The organism is Vineibacter terrae (genome assembly GCF_008039615.1).
Taxonomy (GTDB): Bacteria; Pseudomonadota; Alphaproteobacteria; order Reyranellales; family Reyranellaceae; genus Vineibacter; species Vineibacter terrae.
Map to the genome: position 1 here is coordinate 1 of NZ_VDUZ01000061.1, position 22,195 is coordinate 22,195.

The 22,195-nt window shown below is 66.7% G+C and carries 19 protein-coding genes; 11 read left to right on the plus strand and 8 right to left on the minus strand.

What is annotated here, in order from left to right; translation table 11 throughout:
* Nucleotides 1–171: 171 nt before the first annotated feature.
* The 9 genes from FHP25_RS34970 (at nt 172) to FHP25_RS35010 (ending at nt 11,027) form a co-directional block, all read left to right on the plus strand.
* A complete protein-coding gene (locus FHP25_RS34970; RefSeq protein WP_147851633.1) occupies nt 172–840 on the plus strand; it encodes a TRAP transporter small permease subunit in 669 nt (222 codons plus the stop codon).
* The gene (locus FHP25_RS34975; protein WP_147851634.1) at nt 837–2,588 is read left to right on the plus strand and encodes a TRAP transporter large permease; all 1,752 of its coding nucleotides are present in this window, start codon (nt 837–839) and stop codon (nt 2,586–2,588) included. The genes FHP25_RS34970 and FHP25_RS34975 overlap by 4 nt, the downstream gene beginning before the upstream one ends.
* A 342-nt stretch (nt 2,589–2,930) precedes the next feature.
* Nucleotides 2,931–4,742, plus strand: a complete 1,812-nt coding sequence (locus tag FHP25_RS34980) for an FAD-dependent oxidoreductase (protein WP_147851635.1) — start codon at nt 2,931–2,933, stop codon at nt 4,740–4,742.
* Entirely contained in the window at nt 4,727–6,559 is a 1,833-nt protein-coding gene (locus FHP25_RS34985; protein WP_147851636.1) for a 2-oxoacid:acceptor oxidoreductase subunit alpha, read from the plus strand. The genes FHP25_RS34980 and FHP25_RS34985 overlap by 16 nt, the downstream gene beginning before the upstream one ends.
* Before the next feature lie 301 nt (nt 6,560–6,860).
* A complete protein-coding gene (locus tag FHP25_RS34990; protein ID WP_147851637.1) occupies nt 6,861–7,916 on the plus strand; it encodes a 2-oxoacid:ferredoxin oxidoreductase subunit beta in 1,056 nt (351 codons plus the stop codon).
* 127 nt (nt 7,917–8,043) lie between these two features.
* The gene (locus tag FHP25_RS34995; RefSeq protein ID WP_147851638.1) at nt 8,044–8,565 is read left to right on the plus strand and encodes a DUF3574 domain-containing protein; all 522 of its coding nucleotides are present in this window, start codon (nt 8,044–8,046) and stop codon (nt 8,563–8,565) included.
* Nucleotides 8,566–8,790: 225 nt separating this feature from the next.
* The gene (locus FHP25_RS35000; protein WP_147851639.1) at nt 8,791–9,429 is read left to right on the plus strand and encodes a hypothetical protein; all 639 of its coding nucleotides are present in this window, start codon (nt 8,791–8,793) and stop codon (nt 9,427–9,429) included.
* A gap of 291 nt (nt 9,430–9,720) precedes the next feature.
* Nucleotides 9,721–10,137, plus strand: coding sequence for a DUF3592 domain-containing protein (locus tag FHP25_RS35005; protein ID WP_178134022.1), 417 nt, complete (start codon nt 9,721–9,723; stop codon nt 10,135–10,137).
* A 101-nt stretch (nt 10,138–10,238) separates the two neighbouring features.
* Nucleotides 10,239–11,027, plus strand: coding sequence for an SDR family NAD(P)-dependent oxidoreductase (locus tag FHP25_RS35010; protein WP_147851641.1), 789 nt, complete (start codon nt 10,239–10,241; stop codon nt 11,025–11,027).
* Between the two features lie 5 nt (nt 11,028–11,032).
* Here the strand turns inward: FHP25_RS35010 and FHP25_RS35015 are convergent, their stop codons facing one another.
* Nucleotides 11,033–12,022: an NAD-dependent epimerase/dehydratase family protein gene (locus FHP25_RS35015; RefSeq protein WP_178134023.1), complete on the minus strand. Its 990-nt coding sequence runs from the start codon at nt 12,020–12,022 to the stop codon at nt 11,033–11,035.
* Between the two features lie 333 nt (nt 12,023–12,355).
* Here FHP25_RS35015 and FHP25_RS35020 point away from each other — a divergent pair, with 333 nt between their 5' ends.
* Together FHP25_RS35020 and FHP25_RS35025 are read left to right on the plus strand one after the other, a co-directional pair.
* The gene (locus tag FHP25_RS35020) at nt 12,356–13,252 is read left to right on the plus strand and encodes a TauD/TfdA dioxygenase family protein (RefSeq protein WP_147851643.1); all 897 of its coding nucleotides are present in this window, start codon (nt 12,356–12,358) and stop codon (nt 13,250–13,252) included.
* A gap of 49 nt (nt 13,253–13,301) precedes the next feature.
* On the plus strand, nt 13,302–13,829 hold the full coding sequence (locus FHP25_RS35025; RefSeq protein WP_147851644.1) for a hypothetical protein: 528 nt from the start codon (nt 13,302–13,304) through the stop codon (nt 13,827–13,829).
* 128 nt (nt 13,830–13,957) lie between these two features.
* On the opposite strand, the gene FHP25_RS35030 is transcribed toward FHP25_RS35025, so the two are convergent.
* The 7 genes from FHP25_RS35030 to FHP25_RS35060 all read right to left on the minus strand — a co-directional run bounded on the left by FHP25_RS35030 (nt 13,958) and on the right by FHP25_RS35060 (nt 22,141).
* Complete coding sequence (locus tag FHP25_RS35030) at nt 13,958–14,779, minus strand: NAD-dependent epimerase/dehydratase family protein (RefSeq protein ID WP_147851645.1); 822 nt, start codon at nt 14,777–14,779, stop codon at nt 13,958–13,960.
* A 106-nt stretch (nt 14,780–14,885) separates the two neighbouring features.
* On the minus strand, nt 14,886–15,677 hold the full coding sequence (locus FHP25_RS35035; protein WP_147851646.1) for an enoyl-CoA hydratase-related protein: 792 nt from the start codon (nt 15,675–15,677) through the stop codon (nt 14,886–14,888).
* A gap of 95 nt (nt 15,678–15,772) precedes the next feature.
* Nucleotides 15,773–17,368, minus strand: a complete 1,596-nt coding sequence (locus FHP25_RS35040; RefSeq protein WP_231712590.1) for an AMP-binding protein — start codon at nt 17,366–17,368, stop codon at nt 15,773–15,775.
* 27 nt (nt 17,369–17,395) lie between these two features.
* The gene (locus tag FHP25_RS35045; RefSeq protein WP_147851647.1) at nt 17,396–18,691 is read right to left on the minus strand and encodes a TRAP transporter large permease; all 1,296 of its coding nucleotides are present in this window, start codon (nt 18,689–18,691) and stop codon (nt 17,396–17,398) included.
* The gene (locus tag FHP25_RS35050) at nt 18,688–19,203 is read right to left on the minus strand and encodes a TRAP transporter small permease (protein WP_147851648.1); all 516 of its coding nucleotides are present in this window, start codon (nt 19,201–19,203) and stop codon (nt 18,688–18,690) included. The genes FHP25_RS35045 and FHP25_RS35050 overlap by 4 nt, the downstream gene beginning before the upstream one ends.
* Nucleotides 19,204–19,220: 17 nt before the next feature.
* Nucleotides 19,221–20,249 (minus strand): TRAP transporter substrate-binding protein, encoded by a 1,029-nt coding sequence (locus tag FHP25_RS35055; RefSeq protein WP_147851649.1) that lies wholly within the window; start codon nt 20,247–20,249, stop codon nt 19,221–19,223.
* A 212-nt stretch (nt 20,250–20,461) separates the two neighbouring features.
* Nucleotides 20,462–22,141: an N-acyl-D-amino-acid deacylase family protein gene (locus FHP25_RS35060; RefSeq protein ID WP_178134024.1), complete on the minus strand. Its 1,680-nt coding sequence runs from the start codon at nt 22,139–22,141 to the stop codon at nt 20,462–20,464.
* Between the last annotated feature and the right edge of the window lie 54 nt (nt 22,142–22,195).

Below are 22,195 nucleotides of genomic sequence, written 5' to 3' on the forward strand. Positions count from 1 at the left end.
TGGCGGCACTCCAGCTGAACCAAAGTGCGCCATACAGAATCACATCGCCCACCCGCACGGGAAGCCGCTATCCTCGGCCCGAGTCAATCTGCCGCGCCAACGCGCCAAGATGTGTAGACGCCCTAGCCACTGCGTGGGGGAGGATGAGGCTTCAATGCGGACCGATACCCCATGAACGTCGAACGCTTCCTGCACGGCATCGACGGCATCAGCACCTGGGTCGGCAAGGCTGCCGCCTGGCTGATCATCGGGCTGATGCTCGTCGTCTGCGCCGAGGTCTTCAAGCGCTACATCATGAACATGCCGACGGCATGGATATTCGACCTCAACAACATGCTGTACGGGTCGCTTTTCATGCTGTGCGGCGCCTACGGGCTGGCGCAGAACGCCCATGTCCGGGGCGACTTCCTCTACAGCTCCATGCGCCCGCGCACGCAGGCGACGCTGGACCTGATCCTGTACTTCGTCTTCTTCTTCCCGGGCATAGCGGCGCTGATCTATGCCGGTGTCGACTACGCCGCCGACGCCTGGCGCATCCGCGAGCACTCCAACGTCACCGCCGACGGCCCGCCGGTCTACCACTTCAAGACCGTGATCCCGATCGCCGGCGCGCTGCTGCTGCTGCAGGGCTTCGCCGAGGTGGTGCGCTGCGTCGTCTGCCTCAGGACGGGCGTCTGGCCGTCGCGCCTGAAGGACGTCGCCGAGATCGACGTGGTCGAGGAGCAGCTGGCGCACAGCGAGTATGTCGACGAGGAATCGCGCCAACGCGCGATCGCGCAGGCGCAGCATATTGACGAGGCCGCGCGCCAGCGCGGGCGGGGCGGGGACCTGATGACATGAGCGAACCGGCACTCGGCCTCCTGATGCTGGGGCTCATCGTCGTCGTGATCATGATGGGCTTCGCGACGGCCTTCACCCTGATGGGCCTGGGCATCTTCTTCGGCTTCATCGCCTATTACGATCCGTCCAAGCCGTGGGCGGACAACCACGTGTTCGAGCTGATGGTCCAGCGCACCTACGGCGCCATGACCAACGACGTGCTGATCTCCATCCCGCTCTTCGTGCTGATGGGCTACGTGATGGAGCGCGGCGCGCTCGTCGACAAGATGTTCTACGCCATCCAGCTCGCGTTCCGGCGCGTGGCCGCGCCGCTGGCGGTGGCGACGCTGGTCGTGTGCACGTTCTGGGGCATCGCCAGCGGGCTGGTGGGCGCGGTCGTGGTGCTGATGGGCGTGATCGCGTTCAACCCGATGCTGCGCGCCGGCTACGACGTGAAGCTCGCATCCGGCGTCATCACCGCCGGCGGCACGCTGGGCATCCTGATCCCGCCCTCGGTCATGATCATCGTCTACGCCGCCGTGGCCGGCCAGTCGGTGGTGAAGCTCTATGCCGCGGCGATGTTCCCCGGCTTCTTCCTGGCGCTGCTGTACGTCGCCTATGTGATCGGCTGGGCGATGATCAATCCCAGGATTGCTCCCAGGCTGCCGGAGGAGCAGATGCGCGTGCCGGTGCCCGATTGGGTGCGCCGGCTGCAGGCGGCCTATTCGGACAACGTCTTCGTGTCGCTGCTGCGGGCGCTGCTGGCGCCCGGCCGCGCCATGGGCCTCGAGGCCGAGAAGGGCGGGCGCATGGGCTATGGCGCGCTGCTGGGCAACATGGGCTATGCCCTGGTGCCGCTGCTGCTGGCGGTCATCACCATGGCCGGCGTGTGGTGGTATGTCGCCATCTACCAGCAGGCCGGCACCGAGGCCGCCGCGTCGGGCGGCCTGGAGCCGCTGGGCTCGGCCGGCAGCAGCGCTGCCTCGGCGGCGCCCAGCGGACCCAGCCAGGCCTTCTTCCTCTGGTACTGGGGCATCACCGCGGCGCTGGCGCTGCTGGTCCTGCGCTACTATTGGAAGATGGGCGCCGAGCGCTTCCAGGTGCTGAAGCTGCTGACGGCATCGGTCATGCCGCTGGGCATCCTCACCGTCGTGGTGCTGGCCGTGATCCTGCTGGGCATCACCACGGCCACGGAGTCGGCGGCGGTCGGCGCCGCCGGGGCCTTCCTGCTGGCGTTCCAGGCACGCACCCTGGACTGGAAGCGCACCAAGGAGGCGGTGTTCCTCACCGCCAAGACCACGGCCATGGTGTGCTGGCTGTTCGTGGGCTCGGCCCTGTTCTCGGCCGTGTTCGCCATCCTCGGTGGCCAGGCGCTGATCGAGAAATGGGTGCTGCTGCTGAACCTGACGCCGCTGGAGTTCATGCTGCTCTCGCAGCTGATCATCTTCCTGCTCGGCTGGCCGCTGGAATGGACCGAGATCATCATCATCTTCGTGCCCATTTTCCTGCCGCTGCTGAAGCACTTCGATATCGATCCGATCCTGTGGGGCACGATCGTGTTCGTGAACCTGCAGGCCGCCTTCCTGTCGCCGCCGGTGGCCATGTCGGCGTTCTATCTCAAAGGCGTGGCGCCCAAGCACGTGACCATCAACCAGATCTTCGCCGGGATGATGCCCTACATGCTGATCGTCGTGCTGTGCATGGCGATCATGTACGTGTGGCCGGGCATGACGCTGTGGCTGCCCAACTACCTCTACGGCGGCAACTGAGCGCGGGTCAGGACTGTCATCCCGAGCGCAAGCGAGGGATCTCCTGCGAATGACGCACGGCACGCCGTTCGCGGGAGATCCCTCGCTTGCGCTCGGGATGACAGAAGGGCCGGATACGGTCGGGAACGATGTGCATCTGCTTGCCGTACTACCCATATGAAGAACGGTAGCGGTGGATGGTGCAGTGCATCAAAACCCTAGCCCCGCTATGGGAATACGCGGGACGCGGGGCGGCACTGCCTGATTGCGGTGGTTCAGGTCGTCAGAGTCGGGTAAATAACTCTCAATCCACGAGAATTCGGGAGCCCCCAGCCCCCGGCGGGCGTCCCTGGAGGAAGCAGTTTGAGAGCGACGGATATCGGCAATCCCGACTATTTTCATAAAGTCGTCGATTGCCAGTGGGCGTGTCCGGCACATACGCCGGTGCCCGAGTACATCCGGTTGATTGCGCATGGTCGCTTCGACGACGCCTACATGATCAACTGGAAGTCCAACGTGTTTCCGGGAATCCTGGGCCGCACCTGTGACCGGCCGTGCGAGCCTGCGTGCCGGCGCGGCCGCGTCGAGGACGAGACGCTGGTCAAGGGCAAGAAGGAGCCGGTGGCGATCTGCCGGCTCAAGCGCGTCGCGGCGGACAACAAGAACGGCGTGATCGAGCGCATGCCCAAGGCGCCGCCGCAGAAGCTCGGCAAGACGATCGCCTGCGTCGGCGGCGGGCCGGCCTCGCTGACGGTCGCGCGCGACCTCGCCGTGCTCGGCTACGACATCGTGATCTTCGATCAGGATCCCAAGCTGGGCGGCATGATCCGCACCCAGATCCCGCGCTTCCGTCTGCCCGAGCAGGTGATCGACGAGGAGGTCGCCTTCATCACCGGCATCGGCAACATCGAGTTCCGTCAGCGCCGGGTCGAGTCGATGAAGGCGCTGCTGAAGGAAGGCTTCGACGCGGTCTTCGTCGGCTCCGGCGCGCCGCGCGGCCGCGACCTCGATATCCCCGGCCGCAAGGAAGCCGCCGCCAACATCCATATCGGCATCGACTGGCTGTCCAACGTCTCGTTCGGCCATATCGAGAAAATCGGCAAGCGCGTGATCGTGCTGGGCGGCGGCAACACGGCGATGGATTGCTGCCGCACGTCGCGTCGCCTGGGCGGCAGCGACGTCAAGGTGGTCGTGCGCTCGGGCTTCGATGAGATGAAGGCGTCTCCCTGGGAGAAGGAGGACGCCATGCACGAGGACATCCCGATCCTGAACTTCCTCGTGCCCAAGGAGTTCACGCACAGGAACGGCAAGCTGACCGGCGTCGTGTTCGAGAAGGTCAAGGCGGTCTACGACGACAAGGGCCGCCGCAGCCTGGTGCCGTCGGGCGAGCCCGATCAGCATCTCGAGTGCGACGACGTGCTGGTCGCCGTCGGCCAGGAGAACGCCTTCCCCTGGATCGAGGGCGACATCGGCATCGAGTTCGACAAGTGGCACATGCCCAAGGTCGACACCGTCACGCTGGCCTCGACTCACCCCAAGGTGTTCTTCGGTGGCGACGCCGCGTTCGGTCCCAAGAACATCATCTGGGCGGCGGCGCACGGCCACGACGCGGCGATCTCGATCGACAAGTCCTTGCGGGGCGAGGACGTCGGCGATCGCCCGGCGCCGGGGATGAACATCGTCAGCCAGAAGATGGGCATCCATGAGTGGAGCTACGACAACGACGTCTCGGTCGTGTCGCGCTTCAAGGTGCCGCATCGCGACAAGGCAATCTCGCTGAAGGACATCAAGGCCGAGGTCGAGCTCGGCTTCGATCTCGACCTCGCCTGGAAGGAAGCGCAGCGCTGCCTGAACTGCGACGTGCAGACGGTGTTCACGGGCAATCTCTGCATCGAGTGCGATGCCTGCGTCGACATCTGCCCGATGGACTGCATCACCTTCACCGAGAACGGCGAGGAGAAGGAGCTGCGCGGGCGGCTGATGGCGCCGGCGCTCAACACCGAGCAGGATCTCTATGTCGGCGACGGCCTGAAGACAGGCCGCGTCATGGTCAAGGACGAGGACGTCTGTCTCCACTGTGGTCTGTGCGCCGAGCGCTGCCCGACAGGCGCGTGGGACATGCGCAAGTACTACATCGAGATGACGCACGCGGGGCACACATGCCAAAAGCGCTAGAGGCGGTGAACGACTTCGTCGTCAAGTTCGCCAACGTCAACGGATCGGGCTCGGCGTCGGCCAACGAGCTGTTCGCCCGCGCGATCCTGCGGATGGGTGTGCCGGTCAGCCCGCGCAACATTTTCCCGTCCAACATCCAAGGCCTGCCGACCTGGTACGAGGTGCGGGTGACGGAGAAGGGCTATCTCGGCCGGCGCGGTGGCGTCGACCTGATGGTGGCGATGAATCCGCAGACCTGGGCCGAGGACATCAAGGAGATCGAGCCCGGCGGCTACCTGTTCTACGACGCCACCAAGCCGATGCCGCCGTCGATGTTCCGGCCGGACATCAACATCGTGGGCGTGCCGCTGACGGCGATCTGCAACGCCACCTACACCGACGCCCGCCAGCGCCAGCTGTTCAAGAACATCATCTATGTCGGCGCGCTGAGCGTGCTGCTCGACATCGATCCCAAGGAGATCGAGCGGCTGTTCGGCGAGCAGTACAAGGGCAAGGAGAAGCTGCTCGACAGCAACATCAAGGCGCTTCATCTCGGCCGCGACTGGGTCGCCAAGAACCTCGATCCGTCGGCGGTGAAGCTGAAGGTGCGGCGCGCCGATGCCGTCGGCAACCGCATCTTCGTCGAGGGCAACAACGCTGCCGCCCTGGGCTGCGTCTATGGCGGCGCCACGGTCTGCGCCTGGTATCCGATCACGCCCAGCTCGTCGCTGGCCGAGGCGTTCCAGGCCCATTGCCGCCGCCACCGGCACGACAAGGAGACCGGCAAGGCCAAATACGCCATCGTGCAGGCCGAGGACGAGCTGGCCTCGATCGGCATGGTAATCGGTGCCGGCTGGAACGGCGCCCGCGCCTTCACGTCGACATCGGGCCCCGGCATCTCGCTGATGACCGAGTTCATCGGGCTGGCCTATTTCGCCGAGATCCCGGCGGTGATCATCAACGTGCAGCGCGGCGGCCCGTCGACCGGCATGCCGACGCGCACCCAGCAGGCCGACATCCTGTCCTGCGCGCTGGCGTCCAATGGCGACACGCGCCACGTGCTGCTGTTCCCAGAGGACCCGAAGGAGTGCTTCGACCTCGCGGCGACGGCGCTCGACCTCGCCGACCGGCTGCAGACGCCTGTGTTCGTGATGACCGATCTCGATATCGGCATGAACCAGCGTCTGTGCGCGCCGTTCGAATGGGACGATGCCCGCGCCTATGACCGCGGCAAGGTGATGACGGCCGAGGACCTGCAGGCTGCGACCGCCAAGTTCGGCCGCTATCTCGACGTCGACGGCGATGGCATCCCGTTCCGGACCTATCCGGGCACGCATCCCACCAAGGGCTCGTTCTTCACGCGCGGCACCACCAAGGACCGCTACGCCAAGTACAGCGAGGAGGGGCCGGTCTACGTCGACAACATGGAGCGTCTCGTGCGCAAGCTCGAGACGGCCAAGGCCATCGCGCCGCAGCCCGTCCTGCGGCCGGCGAAGTCGGCGACCAGGACAGGCGTGATCTATTTCGGCTCGACCAGCCCGGCGATGACGGAAGCGCTGGACCGGCTGGACGAGCAGGGCGTGCACATGGACGCGCTGCGCCTGCGCGCCTATCCGCTCAGCCAGGCGGTGACCGACTTCGTGGCTGGTCACGACACGGTGTTCCTGGTCGAGCAGAACCGCGACGGCCAGCTGCGCATGCTGATGCTCAGCGATCTGGGCGCCGATCCGGGCAAGATCGTGCCCATCCTGCACTACGACGGCACGCCCATCACGGCGCGCTTCATCACCGATGCCATCATGAGCCACATCGCGCCCAAGCGCCTGGCGGCGGAGTGATCATGCCCATCCCACGCCACCCCGCGCATTTTGTCCTTCCTCCGCAGGGGCGGGGCGATCGCATGTGGCGTTGCCGGCCGAACTGTCGAAAGACGAACCACAGAGGCACAGAGGCACAGAGATCACACAGAGCAAGGCACTATCGCACGCCGAAGGCGCGCAACGCTTTTCTCTCTGTGTTGCCTCTGTGTCTCTGTGCCTCTGTGGTTTTCTTTCCCGGCGCCACATGCGCTAGCCCTGCCCGGCGGGGGAAGGCTGCGCTCGACATGACACTTGAAGGTATGAGGGTCCGGAGTCTGCGATGACCTACATCACCAAGCCGAAGCTGCACCACCCCTCGCTGCAGCGCAACAAGGCCGGCTACACGCGGCGCGACTACGAAGGGTCGGTGTCGACCCTGTGCGCCGGCTGTGGCCACGACTCGATCAGCGCCGCCATCATCCAGGCCTGCTACGAGCTCGATATCCAGCCGCACCACGTCGCCAAGCTGTCGGGCATCGGCTGCTCGTCCAAGACGCCGACCTACTTCCTGGGCCATAGCCACGGCTTCAACACCGTGCATGGCCGCATGCCGTCGGTGATGACCGGCGCCAACCTCGCCAATCGCGACCTCGTCTACATGGGCGTGTCGGGCGACGGCGATTCGGCGTCGATCGGCCTGGGCCAGTTCGCGCATATCATGCGTCGCGGCGTGAACATGGTGTACATCGTCATGAACAATGGCGTGTACGGCCTGACCAAGGGGCAGTTCTCGGCCACCGCCGACCGTGGCTCGGTGAGCAAGAAGGGCGTCGCGAACTCCGATTCGTCGATCGACATGGTGTCGATGGCGATCCTGATGGGCGCCACCTTCGTGGCCCGCAGCTTCTCCGGCGACAAGCAGCAGCTCGTGCCGCTGATCAAGGCCGCCATCGACCACAAGGGCGCGGCGTTCCTCGACGTGATCAGCCCCTGCGTGGCGTTCAACAACCACGCCGGCTCGACCAAGAGCTACGAGTACGTGCGCGAGCACAACGAGGCGGTGAACCGGCTGGACTTCATCGAGACCCGCGAGGAGATCACCACGCAGTACGATCCCGGCACGGTGCAGGAGGTGCAGCAGCACGACGGCTCGCTGCTGCGCCTGCGCAAGCTGGCGCCGGATTACGATCCCTGCGACAAGATCGCGGCCATGCAGTACATCCAGGCGGCCGAGGCGGCGGGCGAGGTGGCCACCGGCCTGCTCTACGTCGAGGCGATGCCCAAGGACCTGCACGCCAACCTCAACACCGTCGACGCGCCGCTCAACAAGCTCAACGCCGCCGAGCTGTGCCCCGGCAAGGCGACGCTCGACAAGATCAACGCCTCGCTGCGGTAGGCTGTTGGAGGCGTTCGGCTGGCCGCCCACCATTTGTCATCCTGAGCGAAGCGAAGGATCTTGCGGTGGTGCGTGCGACACTGACGGCGCTGGTGACGGCTGGGACCGCGCCGCTCCAGCGGCGCTCATGATGCATGAAGAAGAGCGTCGCTGGAGCGACGCGGTCCGACCCGTCACCGGAACCGCCGCAGGTCGGGCCCCACCACCGAAAGGTCCTTCGCTTCGCTCGGGACAACGAGGGACGACGCGATCGCTCGCTGCACCCGTTGCCCTCGTGCTGCTGCTCACCGCCTGCGCCGCCGCGCCAATCTGTCGGGCGCCGGCGAAGCCCGCGACGCAAGTCGACCTCTATTTCGGCCGCGACATCGGCGGCACGGCCGGGGTGTCGGACGCTCAATGGTCACTGTTCGTCGACCAGGAGGTGACGCCGCGCTTTCCCGATGGCCTCACGGTCCTCGATGCTCATGGCCAGTACCGGGACACCGCCAGCGGCAGGATCAGCCGCGAGCGCAGCAAGCGCCTCACTATCGTGGTCGATGATGCTGCAGCGGCACGCTCGCGCTTCGACGCTGTGATCGATGCCTACAAGCACCGCTTCCGGCAGCAGTCGGTGCTGAAGGTCGAAACGCCGGTCTGCGCCGCATTCTGAACCCCCTGTCATCCTGAAGCCCACAGTCATCCTTCGCGAAGCGAAGGACTCAGGATGACAGTGCGTGCTTCCCGCGTGATATGTCCGGATCGTGGCGCCCTTTGCTTCTGGTAGCAGGGATTGATCCACATGCGACCATATCGTGCGCCCGTTCCGGTTGCCAGCACCAGCGTCGCTGGCACTGTATCGCCTTGGTTGATTGGTTAGTTGGTTGGAGGAGTCCTCATGCCCATGGCGTTGAACGGCATTGTCACAGAGCACCGCGGCAACGAGCCTCACGAATGGAAGCACTCGGCTATGACGCCGTCGATCACGTTCACATGGCACCATACGATTCCCTGGAACTGCCTGCGGGCTGTGTGGAACGGCCTGGTTGAGGGCAGGCACTGGGATGCCGTCGCGGAGTATCTCGGGCTGATCGGTGCGCCCAGCGTCCCGGTGGTCATCCAGGGCTTGAAGGCCGGCGCCCTGACCGTGGACCGCGACGCGCTCCTGACCCAGCTCACGTGGCAAGGGTGGAACATCGTCGAAGGGCCGGGCGGCGATTACCGGGAGGACGGCGATGATCCAGGCGAGGCCTTCGACAACTGGTCCGGAGAGGGCATGTCGAAGAACCAGCAGGCAACGCTGCTGGCCGTGAAGAGCCTCTACATCAACGGCATGCGCCCGATCCAGCTGCTGAACAACGTTGACGCCGCGAACGCCAAGAAGGTGGAAAAAGCCATGCGCAGCGCACGCCCGACGCTACGCGGCAAGGCCCCCATGAAATGGAACGAGGACATGTGGGTCGCCGTCACGGCAGGGCGTGTCAGCGAGAAGGTCCCTGGGATCTGGTACACCAAGCCCGTGTGGCGGCACCGTTAGCGACAATCGCCCGCAGATCCTCGCTTCTCCCTGATACACACCCTGTCATCCCGGCACTGGCCGTTCGACGCACCTTTCATCCTCGTCGCGGCGCCGAAGCAGGCTGCGGAACGTGTGGATTTGTGCCGCTGGTCGCGCTGCCGCTCGCTGGCCACTGACGACCGGTGATATTTCCGCTGCGAGGGAAGATCGCCGGTTGGCGCGTGTTTCCCTCGCATGGCTGTAGCGAGCAAGGCGGCCGCGCCACGGGGCGCGGCGAAGATATCGCGCGGGGGCGTCCTGGCCGCCTGCATGATCGGTCTGCTGCTGGCGCTGAGCTTCGCGTACGGCGCGTGGACGCTCGCCGCGGATCGTCTGCACATGATCGCCGTTGGCCTGCCGGCCGACGGCACCATGATCGGCCACAAGGAGGTCCGCCACACCGGCCGGCGCGGCGACTACCTCGCCACCACCTATCATCCCACCTTCAGCTACCGTATCGGGGATGGCAGGGTGGTCCAGGGCACCACGCTCGACTCCCTCGACCGTGGCGAGATCCGGGTTGGGCAGGTGATGCGCGTGGTCTACGACCCGTCCGATCCCGGCCATGTCCGGCTAGCCGGGTCGCTCGAGCCCGGCTACGGCAGCAATGTCTGGCTCCTTGGTGCCGCAGCGCTGCTGACGGGCGCGCTCAGCCTGATCGGGCTGCTCTGGCGTCGCCGCGCCTGAGGGCCGGCGCAACGCATCCATGACCGCCGAGAGCACCTGCCCGGCTTCCTGCCTTGCTGCCGACTGTGGCATCGTGGCGCCGGACAACAGGAGATATCGGCATGGAAAGTCGCATGGACGGGCGGGTCGCCCTGATCACGGGCGCCAGCATGGGCCTGGGCAAGGCGATGGCGCTGAAGTTCGCCGGCGCTGGCGCCAAGGTCGCGCTGCTGGCGCGCCGGCCCGATGTCCTGGCCGAGGCCAAGGCCGAGGTCGCCAAGTCAGGCGCCAAGGTCGAAGCCTATAGCTGCGATGTGTCCGACAAGGCGGCGCTGGAGGCCACGTGGGCCAAGGTGGTGGCCGATTTCGGTCAGGTCGATGTCCTGGTCAACAATGCCGGCGCCTCGGCCGCCAAGCCGTTCGAGTCGGTGACCGACGCCGAGTGGGAAACTGATTTCGCGATCAAGCTATGGCCGGCGATCCGCCTTTGCCGGCTGGCGTTTCCCGGCATGAAGCAGCGGCACTGGGGCCGCATCATCAACGTGCTGAACACCTACGCCAAGACGCCGGGCGCCAACACCGCGCCCACCAGCGTGTCGCGCGCCGCCGGCATGGCGCTCACCAAGGTGCTGGCCGGCGAGGGCGCGCCGCACAACGTGCTGGTCAACGCCCTGCTGGTCGGCCTCATCGACAGCGACCAGTGGATGCGCCGCTACAAGCAGAACCCGGGCACCAACAAGAGCTACCGCGAATACCTCGACGAGTTCGCCAAGGCGCGCAACCTGCCGATCGGCCGGCTGGGCGAGGCCGAGGAATTCGCCAACGCCGCCTGCTTCCTGGCCTCCGATTCGGGCTCCTACATCAACGGTGTCGCCATCAATGTCGACGGCGGCATGTCACCGGTGGTGTGATCGGATCAGGGCAGCATGAGGCTGACGCCGTGCCGGCCCAGCCATGCGCCATAGTCCTGCGCCGATCGCGCCCATCCGTAGCGGGGCTTGTACAGCAGGTCGTCCGTGAGGCGCCCGATGGCGAGCGGCGAACGGTCGCGATCACCGTGCAGGTTGATCGTTGCCGTTTCGCCGGCCGCACGCACGCGGCACTCGAAGCCGGGCCGGGCGATGTCGCGCAGCTGCACGCCCCAGTCCAGCAGGCTCCAGCTCGCTCCCGGGCCGATATTGTAGAGGTCGTATCGCGGCGAGGGCGCATCGATCAGCGCCACGACAGCCTCGGCCACGTCGCGGACATAGACGAAGTCGCGCATGCAGGGCCGCGGCAGCAGGGCGGGCCGGCCTTCCAGCGCCGCCAGCGCCACTTGGTATGGCGGGCTGAGCGTGTCGCGCACGCCTGTCTCGTGCTCCCACGGGCCGAAGACGCTCGATAGCCGCACCATGCGCACGTCGAGCCCGCCCAATTCGGCCAGGCGTCGTGCGAACTGCTCGCCGGCCAGCTTGCTGACGGCATAGAGCGACCGCGGCGCTGCAGCCGCCGTCTCGTCGATGGGGCCGTCCTGGTAGGCGCTCTCGCCATAGGCGGAGGCGGAGCTCAGCAGGATGGTCCGGCGAACGGCACCGGCCGCCACCGCCTGCAGCACCCGCACCAGCCCGCCGACATTGATGTCGAGGATCCGATCGGGCTCCGCCGCTTCCCGCGCGGCATCGGCCGTCAGCGCGGCGCCGTAGATCACGACATCCGGCATGTCGGCCACGGCGTAGCGGACATCGTTCTCGTCGCGCACATTGCCGGCGACCACCGACAGGCGCCCGGGCAGGCTGCCGAAGGCGGTGCGGGCCGCTTGCGGCGGCGGCCGCCGATCGAGCAGCGTCACGTCATCACCACGCGCCAGCAGCGCCTCGGCAATGCCGAGGCCGACAAAGCCGGCGCCGCCAAAGACCAGGACCCTCATGCGAGCCACCGTCGTGCAGGCTGCGGATGGCCCCCATTGTACGCGCAAACGTGATGCTGCGCTGTCGTTGACCCCTCGCCCCGCGTGAGCGGGGAGAGGGAGGGGCCCATCGCGAAAGCGATGGGAGGGTGAGGGGTACAAGCGATCAGTCCCCATTTTTGCTGCATGGCTTGATCGTTCCTACCCCTCACCTTCCCATGCCTTCGGCATGGGCCCCTTCCTCTCCCCGCTCGCGGGGAGAGGAGACGGCGTCGGTGCGTTGCTCGGCGCCCGGCGATTGTCGGGCGGGGCAGGCGGGCGTACTCTTGCGGGCAAAGCGTGCCGGAGGAAGCCATGCCTGTAGTCGTCAACCCGATCACCGACAGCTTCGCCGCCGAGATCGGCGGCCTGGATCTGCGGCGGCCGGTCGAGCGGGGGGATCTGAGGGTCATCGAGGACGCCTTCAATCGCTTCTCGGTGCTGATCTTCGTCGAGCAGGACCTGAGCGACCAGCAGCAGGTCGATTTCAGCCTGAGCTTCGGGCCGCTCGAGACCTCGATGGGCAACATCCGCACGGACACCAGGCAGCGCCTGCGTTCGGACCTGGCCGATGTCTCGAACCTCGACGAGAACAACGAGCTGCTGAAGCCGGATGACCGGCGGCGCATGTTCAACCTGGGCAACCAGCTATGGCACACCGACAGCTCGTTCAAGCGGGTGCCGGCCAAGTGCTCGCTGCTCTACGCCAAGGCGATTCCGCCGCTCGGCGGCTTCACCGAGTTCGCCGACCTGCGTGCCGCCCATGATGCGCTGCCCGACGAGATGAAGCGCCGGCTCGAGGGGCTGGTGGCGGAGCACTCGATCTTCACGTCGCGCGCCAAGACCGGATACAGCAATTTCAGCCAGGAGGAGCGGGACCAGCTGCCGCCGGTGCCGCAGGTCGTGGTGCGCACGCATCCCGGCTCCAAGCGCAAGACGCTGTATCTGGCCTCGCATGCCGGCCGGATCCTCGGCATGGACGATGCGGAGGGCAAAACGCTGCTGGCCGACCTGATCGCGCATGCCACGCAGCGGCAGTTCGTCTACACGCATCGCTACCGCGTCGGCGACCTGGTGATGTGGGACGACCGCTGCACCATGCATCGCGGCCGGCCGTTCGACGACCTGGCCCACAAGCGCAGCGTGCAGCGCACCACGGTCGCCGACGTGGCCCCGACGGTCGAGCAGGAAGGCATCCGCCTGGTGGCGTGAAAGGCAACGTGGCAATAGAGCAGCAACGTCCGCCATCGCGCGCGCGGCGATGCCTGGATGGCTGATCGCGGCAGGATTGCTGCTCGCAGCAATCGGCCTGCTGGCGATGCGGCGTGAAAAGGCCAAGGCGATCCCGGACGGCGCGGGCGATCCGCAGGAAAAGCGCTATCTCGAGGAGAGGCGGCGGGTAGGCGAGGCGCTGCGTGACCGGCTCGACCGGCAGCCGTTCGGCGCCGAGCTGGCGAATGCGCTGTGGCAGGCCCTCATGCGGATGCCGCCCGGCGATGGCGTGATCGTCGAATATCACCGCGACTACTGCGGCCACGGGCTGATCCGGACCAAGGACGGCGTGATGCTGTGCGAGATCCAGGACGGCGCCGCCTTTGACAGCCAGCCGATCGCATCATGGCGGCAGCAGGAGCCGTTCGTGGGCTTCTTCGCGCGCCAGTCCGATTTTACATGCAGCGGATGGGATCCGTCGGAACCGGTGTTCGCGACCGATGACGATTGGAATCGCAGCAACCAGCGCCTCACGCGACGCGTGCTCGAGGCGTTCCTCAAGCGTCACCCCGGCTGATCCGGAAGCAGCCATCACTGTCATCCCGAGCGCAGCGAGGGATCTCCCGCGCATGGCGTACCGCGCGTCTTTCGCAGGTGATCCCTCGCTGCGCTCGGGACGACGGTTGGGATTCGGACGACCCCGGATCAGTACCTGAACTTCTCGATCCGGTCGGGGTCGCCGACATACTCTTCGTCGGCGAAGGTGCCGCCGATCACGCGCGGCCCGACCTTGGCCGGGTCCTCGGGCTGCTCGCGGGCGAGGACCTCCGCGGCGTAGTCCTCCGCCCTGTCCTGCGGCCGGTAGCCGAGCTGGTAGGCAGTGGCATTGTCGAACCAGGACCGCTCATTGTCCGAAACGCCATAGACGATCTCGAAATGGATGTCGGGGTGCTCGAGCCCGATGCGCACGAGCTGCGCCAGGTCGCGCCAGCTCACCCAGATGCTGAGCCGCCTCTTGTCGATGGGCTTGTCGTTGGCGTTGCCGATGCGGATGCACAGGGAGCCGATGTCGTATTTGTCGGCATACAGCGCCGCCACCAGCTCGCCGAACGCCTTGCTGACGCCGTAGCGGCCATCGGGCCGGAAGACGGCGCGGGCGCCCACGCGCCGGTTGCGCGGGTAGAAGCCGACAGCATGGTTGCTGCTGGGGTAGATCACGCGCCTCACCCCGGCATTGCGGGCAGCTTCATAGAGGTTGTAGAGACCGACGATGTTCTGGCGATGGACGGTGTCCCAGTCGGCCTCGACAGACTGGCCGGCCATGTGGATCACGCCGTCGACCCCCTCCATCGCAGCGCTCAGCGCGCCCATGTCGGCGACATCGACGCGGTGGAACGTCTCGCCCGGGCCGACATCGTTGATGGCCTTGATGTCGGCCAGCCGCAGCTCGCCATAGACGCCCTTCAGCTCGCGGCGCAGAGCCGATCCGATGGATCCCGCCGCGCCGGTCAGCAATACAGTCTTCATATGGATGGCCTCCGCGGACACGGATTGAGGGGTGCTTTGGGAAGGGGGCGCAAGTCTGTGGCGCCGGCGCGGCGGCTGTCAAACCTGAAAGGCGAAGAGGCAGATCTCAGGCGGGCGTGGTCCAGGCCGGCTTGCGCTTCTCGAAGTAGCTGAGGATACCCTCCCGGCCCTCGGCCGAATCCCACATCGCGGCAACCTGGCCGATCGTATGCTCATGCGGCACGTCGATGCCGTGCCGTGACGCCTGTGCGATCAGGTGCTTGATCGTCCGCAACGCCTGCGGCCCGCAGCGCAGGACGTGGGCGACCTCGTCCTCGACCGCGGCATCCAGGGCACCGGGCGGGACGCTGGCGTGCAGCAATCCATAGGAGACAGCTTCGGCAGCGGGAAAGCGCCGGGCGGTCAGGAAGAGGCGGCGGGCGTTCACCATGCCCAGCCGACGGACCACGAAGGGCAGCATGACGGCCGGGACCAGCCCCAGCCGCGCTTCGGTGATCGCAAAGCTGGCCGTATCGATGCCGATCGCCACGTCGGTGACGGAGATCAGCGAGAAGCCGCCGGCATACGCCGCGCCGTTGATGCGGCCGATCAGCGGCTTCGACAGCGAATCGAGCGCGTGGAGCAAGGCCGAGAATCGCCGCGCTTCGTCGAGCCTGTCGTCGAGGCTGGCGCCCCCTTGCGCCTGCTGGTAGCCAAGATCGCCACCGGCGCAGAAGGTCTGGCCCTCCCCGGTCAGGACGACCACTCGCACACTGCCGTCCGCCTCCAGCGCCTGGACGGCGTCCAGCAGCTCACGCCACATCACGCCGTTCATGGCGTTGTGGACCTGCGGCCGCGCCAGCATCAACGTCGCCACGCCGCGCGTGTCGATGGACATCTTGATCGTCTCGTATGTCATGGCTCTCTTCCGGTGGTTCGCCGGTCCAGGGGCGGCTCAGATCGGCATGATCGATCGAAACTTCCAGGGGTGATGCCATTCGATCGGGACATGCTCTAGCGCAGCGCCTGGCGCTTGAAGACGATTCCGGCTTTTTCCCGATCCCACGTGTCCTGCGTCACGCCGTCGTGGCGCAGGATGTGCTTCTGCACCTTGTGCGTCGGCGTCTTGGGCAGCTCGGGCAGGATCCGCAGATATCGCGGGATCATGAAGTGCGGCAGCCGGTTGGCGAGGAAGTCGATCAGCGTCATCGGGTCGATCGTGTGGCCCGCGACCGGGGCCACGACGGCGAGCACCTCGTCCTCGTTGTATTCGCTGGCGGCAGCGACGACGGCGGCCTCGCGGACGTCGGGATGCATGCAGATCTCGGCCTCGACCTCGAACGAGGAGATATTTTCGCCACGCCGGCGGATCGCATCCTTCATCCGGTCGACGAAGTAGTAGTTGCCCTCTGCATCGCAGCGGAAGGCGTCGCCGCTGTGGAACCAGCCGTTGCGCCAGGCGCGCGCCGTGGCTTCGGGATTGTTGTGGTAGCCGTGGTTCATCGCCCAGGGCATGTCCGTACGGATCACGAGCTCGCCGATCTCGCCGACCGGCACCTCGCAGTCGTTCCCGTCGACGACGCGGACCTGAACGCCAGGGCGCGGGCGGCCGCAGGTCCCGCGCCTCTGCGGATTGCGGTCCGAGAAGATCGGGCACGACGTTTCGGTCATGTTGAAGGCGGTGTAGACGTCGACGCCGAAGCGTTCGGTGAACGCCGCCGAGTCCTCGCCGAGGGGGACCATCGTCACCTTTCGCAGCGGGTGGTCGCGGTCGCGGTCGCCGGGCGGTTGCTTCATCAGGAAGGGCGTCATCGCGCCGAGCAATGTCAGCGTCGTCGTGCCTGTGGCGCGGACCGTATCCCAGAACGTGTAGGTGTTGAACGCCTCGACCATCGCGATCGACCCGCCATGCATGAGCATGCGGTAGACGGCGCCCGTGCCGCTGGCGTGGAACAGCGGGATGTTGACGAGGGTGCGGTCCTCGCCGTCGATCGGATAGGCCCGCCCGGTGCTGCAGATGTGCATGTACGAGGACAGCACGCCCTTGGACGGCCCGGTCGTGCCCGAGGTGTAGATGACGGCCTGGGTGTCCCAGGGCTGTATCGGTCGCTCGAGATCGGCCAGCGCGCCATCCGGCGGCACGAGCACATCCTGCGGCAGGATGTCGAGGCCGGCGATCGCCGGCAGGTCGGCGCCGACGCACACCACCTGGCGCAGGCCGGCGCGGTCGATCTCGGCGAGGCGAGGGGCAAGCCGGCTGTCGGCGATCATCAGCCGGGCGCGCGAGTCGGCGATGACATGCTGCAGCAGCGAGCCGCGGTAGGCGGTATTCACCGGCACGTAGACCGCGCCGATATAGTTCAGCCCGAACCAGGTCGCGAGCGCCCACGGCCCGTTGGGTAGCCAGGACAGGACGAAGTCGTCCTGCCTGACGCCCAGCGCCTGAAAGCCGACCGCCGCCTGGATGACGCGCTCGCGGAGCTCGGCGTAAGTCCAGGTCGAGCCGTCCTCGAAGCGCACATAGACCTTGTCCGGGATGCGCCGTGCATAGCCGTCGATCAGCTCGCGCGTGACGACCGATTCGCGCGGCGGCATTCGGGGATCGGGCATGCTCATCTCACAATCGCGACGGCGCCCCTAACCAAAGAACAGCTTCGGCAGGAACAGGCTGATGCCGGGCAGCGCGACGAGGATGGCGAGTCGAACGATGTCGGCGCCGAGGAACGGCACGATGCCGCGGAAGATCGATGTCACCGGCACGTCCGCGAGCATGGCGTTGAGCACGAACACGTTCATGCCGATCGGCGGCGTGATCAGGCCGATCTCGATCACCACAACGATCAGGACGCCGAACCAGACCGGGTCGTATCCCAGGGCCATCACGATCGGGAAGAAGATGGGCACTGTCAGCAGGATCATGGCCAGCGAGTCGAGCACGCAGCCCAGGACGAGGTAGATGCCCATCATCACGGCAATGACGGCAAGGGGCGAGAGCGCCATGAAGCGGATCAGCTCGACCAGCGCCTCGGGCATGCCGGCGAAGCTGACGAACTCGGCGAAGATCAGGGCGCCCATCAGGACGAAGAAGATCATGGCGGTCGTGCGTGCCGTCTCCGAGAGCACGTCGTAGGTGACGGCCGTGGTGAGGCGCTTGCGGAACGCGGCGAAGACCGTGGCGCCGAAAGCACCGATGCCCGAGGCTTCGGTCGGCGTGAAGAGGCCGCCGTAGATGCCGCCCATGACGATCAGGAACAGCGTCAGCACGCCGACGACACCGCGCAGCACCCGCCAGCGCTCGCGCCACGGCATGCGCGGGCCGGCCGGGCCGGAGGCAGGGTCACGCCACACCGTCCAGCGCACTGCAGCGATGTAGCCGGCGATGCCCACCAGGCCGGGCAGCAGGCCGGCGGCGAACAGCTTGCCGATATGGGTTTCCGTCATCACGCCGTAGATCACCATGATGACACTGGGCGGGATCAGGATGCCGAGCGTGCCGCCGGCGGCGATGGCGCCCGTGGCGAGGCGATCGTTGTAGCCGAACCGCCGCATGGCCGGGAACGACACCTTGGACATCGTCGCCGCCGTGGCGACGGACGAGCCCGACACCGATGCGAAGCCGCCGCAGGCGATCACGGTCGCCATCGCCAGCCCACCTTTGCGGTGACCGATAAAAGCGTTCGCCGCGGCATAGAGGTCGTCGGCGAGCCCGGACCGGGCGACCAGGTTGCCCATCAGCACGAACATCGGGATGACGGACAGGGTGTAGGAGTGGCCGGCGTCGCGGATGGTCTGGGCGACCAGCGAGGCTGCGGGTCCGACATCGACGATCGTCGCGTAGCCGAGGAAGCCGACGAAGCCCAGCGCCAATCCGATCGGCACGCGAAGGAAGATCAGCGAGAAGAGGGCGGCGAAGCCGATGAGCGTCACGGTCATCGGCCGTGCCTCGGGGGCCGCAAGGCCGTCAGCAGGAAGGCGCCGGCCAGCACCACGCACATGATGGCGATGAAGGTGACGATCGGCGCCAGCGGTATCTTCAGGTAGGCGGTGACGTCACCGCCGGCGAAAGCGCGCTTTGCCAGCTCCCAGACCCGCCATGCCGCCACGCCGAGGCAGACGGTGCCCAGCAGGCCGGTCCCTATGGCCGCCAGCCGCTGCGCCATCCGGGGCATGACGCTGTCGAGGATCTCGATCGAGATATGCTCGTGCCGACGCGTGACGATCGGCAGGGCGCAGAAGATGGTGACGACCATCAGGAGCTCGGTCAGCTCTGTCGCCGCCCCCACCGGATGGCCGAAGGCCCGGCCCACGACGTCGGCGGTGGTCAGGAGCGACATGAGGACCAGGGCGGCTCCGGCAAGCACCAGGCACGAGCGCGAGATCAAGCGCTCGATCCTGGTCATGCCGACGCGTTCTTCGACCTCGGCGTCGGTCGGCAGCTCGGACATCGTCGCGCCGCCCAAGGTCAGTGGCTGGCGGATGCCTGTTTGGCTTCCGCGCGGAATTCCTTGAGGATTTCTTCGGCGTTGCTCAGGCCCTTGGCCTTGGCCCGCTCGATCCAATGCCGGTCGATCGGCTCGAGGGCCTTGCGCAGCTCCGCCTCGAACGCCGGGCTGATCTTCGTCACCTTGTTGCCGACTCGCCTGGCCTCGGCCTCGGCCTTGATGTCGCCGTCACGGGCCGTGCCGCCCCAGATGCGGGCGAAATTCTCGCCCGCTGTCTTGCGCAACGCCTCCTGGTCCTGCGGCGACAGCTTCGCGAACTTCGCGGGATTGATGAACAGCGAGTAGCTGGAGTTGTAGAGCGCGCCGGGAACCACAAGCGTATGCGTGAGCTTGTCGAGCAGGCCGAAGCTCTGCACCGTCAGCATGGGCATCATGGCGCCGTCGACGATCCCCGCCGACAGCATCTCGTAGATCTCGTTGATCGGCTTCTGGACCGGGACGATTCCAAGAAGCTTGGCGGTTTCGATGGTGTTGCCGCCGGCGACCCGGATCTTGAGGCCCTTGAGATCCCCGACGGAGGTGATCTCGTGCCGTGCATTGTGCAGGCGGCCTTCGCTCACCATCGTGCTCAGCACGACGATGCCTTCGTGCTCGTTGAACTTCGCCAGGTGCTTCTGGAAGATGCGCCAGTAGGCGATGCTGCTCTCCAGCGACGTCTCGCCCAGCAGCGGCAGCTCGGCCAGCTCCTGCAGCACGAAGCGGCCCGGATTGTAGCCATGCGCCGTGTAGCCGACGTCCGCCAACCCGTCGCGCACGGCGTCGACCTGTCCACCGACGGCACCGGCGGTCTTAGGCAGGACGCGGAACTTCACCCGGCCCTGGGTCGCTTCCTCGACCTGCTTGAACCAGGCCGGCAGCATCGTGGTGTTGATCGGGTGACCCGGCGGCACCCACGTGCTCACCGTCAAGGTTGTCGTCTGCGCGGCGACAGGCGTCGCCGCGAAAAGGGCCAGGGCCGTAGCGAGGCCGAGGGCAAGCGATCGGAACATGTGTCTCCTCCTTGTGTGGGCTTTTCTTGGTCTTGTCTGAGGCGCGGGTTGCCCCGGCACGCCGAATGAATCGTCGTTCACCGATAGTCCGGATCGCGCCGCGGGGCAATTCGTTCAGCCATGTGATATTTCGATATTATGTATGTGGAGCGCAGCCGAATGCAGGACGACCGCGAACCTCACGCCGGCGGCGTTTGTTTTTGACGCTCGCGTCAAACAAAGTCGCGCAGCACGCGACCGGGCCGCACCGGCGTCGGCACGACACCGCGCTCATCGGCGACCGGGCGGCCATTCACCCATACGCCGTGCACCCCGAGCCCCGGTGTGACGAGTCGTGCGGCGCCGCCGGGCAGGTCGCGCTGGCGCCGCTTGGGGCCGCGCGCGACGGTGGCCGGATCGAACAGGAAAAGGTCGGCCGCCAGGCCGGCTGCCAGGCGACCGCGGTCCTGGATACCGAAGATGTCGGCTGGCTGGGTCGTCAGCTTGCGGACCGCCTCCGCCAGGCTCATCACCTGGAGCTCCCGGCTCCAGCGGCCCAGCAAGTGCAGGCCGAACCCGGCGTCGCACAGGAAGGTCAGGTGCGCGCCCGCGTCGGAGAGCGTGACATAGTTGTCGGGATGATTGACGAGGGACGCCACCGCCTCCTCGTCGGCGTTCAGGAGCACGGCCGTGAACAGCGTGTCGAGGTTCTCCTGCAGCGCCAGGTCGAGCAGCGCATCGAGGGGATGGGCGGCATGCCGCGAGCCGGCCAGCTCTTCGATCGACAGGCCTTCAAGCGCGGCGTTGCCGGACTGCGTCGTCTCGACGACATGCAGCTTGTGCCACTCGCTGTTGAAGGCGCGCAGGCCGCGGAACTTGACGAGGTCCTGTTTGACCGAGTCACGGAACGTAGGGTCGGCGTAAAGGCGGCTGAGCGCGGCACCTTTCGCCTCCATGGCGGGCTTCCATGCCGGCAGGCCTTCGAAGATGTAGGCGCTCTTCATGGTGAAATCCATGGTGAGCGGGCAGCAGGACACCTCACCCCACATGCGGACACCGCGGGCGCGTCCCGCCGCGATCTCATCAAGGAAGCCTTGCGCACGACCGGGGTTGGCGGGGTTGTGAAGGAAGCCGGAGATCAGGGCCGGGCGGCCGCATCGCGCGGCCAGCGACTCGATCTCGGCAATGCTCGTGCAGGCCCCTTTGGTGGTCATGAACACGCCACGCCCGGCCTCGCCGAGCGCGCCCGTCAGGGCTTCCATCTCCCGCCTGTCGGCCAGCCGCGACGGCATCGGGATGCCATTCTCGCCGTTGTGCGGCTCATTGGTCGTGGAGGAGAACCCGGCCGCGCCGGCCTCGACAGCCTCCTTCACGATCGTGGCCATGCGCGCGATCTCGGCATCGCTGGCGGCACGACGGGAGGCGTCCTCGCGAAGGACATAGGTGCGGACCGAGGAGTGGCCGACGAAGGCCGCGACGTTGGGGCCCACGCCGCGGGCCTCGATCATCGCTAGGTATTCCGGAAAGGTCTCGAAATCCCACGCGATGCCGGTCCGCAGCGCGTCGAGGGACATGCCTTCCACGTGCGTGAGGTTGCGCATCGTGAGGTCGCGGTCCTCGGGACGGCAGGGGGCGATGGTGAACCCGCAATTGCCCATCACGACGGTCGTGACACCGAGCGCAGGGGAGGGATCGACGAACGGATCCCACGTGACCTGCGCGTCATAGTGCGTATGGCCATCGATGATGCCGGGCATGAGGGCGAGGCCGTCGGCGTCGACGGTCTCGCGGCCGTGCCCGAGCCCGATGCCGATCGCGGCGATGCGATCGCCGTTCACCGCGAGGTCGCCGTGGTATGGCTCGCCACCCGTGCCGTCCACGATCAACGCATTGCGAATCACCAGGTCATGCATCGCCACCACTCCTCGCCGCCATCGGCTGATCGGTCGCGGGAGAGTGTAGGAGCA

Excerpts from the sequence above, each read along its gene's own strand:
- FHP25_RS34990 (WP_147851637.1), top strand. The coding sequence starts at position 6,861 with ATGACCTACATCACCAAGCCGAAGCTGCACCACCCCTCGCTGCAGCGC.
- FHP25_RS35055 (WP_147851649.1), bottom strand. The coding sequence starts at position 20,249 with ATGTTCCGATCGCTTGCCCTCGGCCTCGCTACGGCCCTGGCCCTTTTC.
- FHP25_RS35020 (WP_147851643.1), top strand. The coding sequence starts at position 12,356 with ATGCCTGTAGTCGTCAACCCGATCACCGACAGCTTCGCCGCCGAGATC.
- FHP25_RS35035 (WP_147851646.1), bottom strand. The coding sequence starts at position 15,677 with ATGACATACGAGACGATCAAGATGTCCATCGACACGCGCGGCGTGGCG.
- FHP25_RS34985 (WP_147851636.1), top strand. The coding sequence starts at position 4,727 with ATGCCAAAAGCGCTAGAGGCGGTGAACGACTTCGTCGTCAAGTTCGCC.
- FHP25_RS35045 (WP_147851647.1), bottom strand. The coding sequence starts at position 18,691 with ATGACCGTGACGCTCATCGGCTTCGCCGCCCTCTTCTCGCTGATCTTC.
- FHP25_RS35030 (WP_147851645.1), bottom strand. The coding sequence starts at position 14,779 with ATGAAGACTGTATTGCTGACCGGCGCGGCGGGATCCATCGGATCGGCT.
- FHP25_RS34975 (WP_147851634.1), top strand. The coding sequence starts at position 837 with ATGAGCGAACCGGCACTCGGCCTCCTGATGCTGGGGCTCATCGTCGTC.
- FHP25_RS34995 (WP_147851638.1), top strand. The coding sequence starts at position 8,044 with ATGATGCATGAAGAAGAGCGTCGCTGGAGCGACGCGGTCCGACCCGTC.
- FHP25_RS35000 (WP_147851639.1), top strand. The coding sequence starts at position 8,791 with ATGCCCATGGCGTTGAACGGCATTGTCACAGAGCACCGCGGCAACGAG.
- FHP25_RS35040 (WP_231712590.1), bottom strand. The coding sequence starts at position 17,368 with ATGCCCGATCCCCGAATGCCGCCGCGCGAATCGGTCGTCACGCGCGAG.
- FHP25_RS35050 (WP_147851648.1), bottom strand. The coding sequence starts at position 19,203 with ATGTCCGAGCTGCCGACCGACGCCGAGGTCGAAGAACGCGTCGGCATG.
- FHP25_RS35015 (WP_178134023.1), bottom strand. The coding sequence starts at position 12,022 with ATGAGGGTCCTGGTCTTTGGCGGCGCCGGCTTTGTCGGCCTCGGCATT.
- FHP25_RS35005 (WP_178134022.1), top strand. The coding sequence starts at position 9,721 with ATGATCGGTCTGCTGCTGGCGCTGAGCTTCGCGTACGGCGCGTGGACG.
- FHP25_RS35025 (WP_147851644.1), top strand. The coding sequence starts at position 13,302 with ATGCCTGGATGGCTGATCGCGGCAGGATTGCTGCTCGCAGCAATCGGC.
- FHP25_RS34970 (WP_147851633.1), top strand. The coding sequence starts at position 172 with ATGAACGTCGAACGCTTCCTGCACGGCATCGACGGCATCAGCACCTGG.
- FHP25_RS35060 (WP_178134024.1), bottom strand. The coding sequence starts at position 22,141 with ATGCATGACCTGGTGATTCGCAATGCGTTGATCGTGGACGGCACGGGT.
- FHP25_RS35010 (WP_147851641.1), top strand. The coding sequence starts at position 10,239 with ATGGAAAGTCGCATGGACGGGCGGGTCGCCCTGATCACGGGCGCCAGC.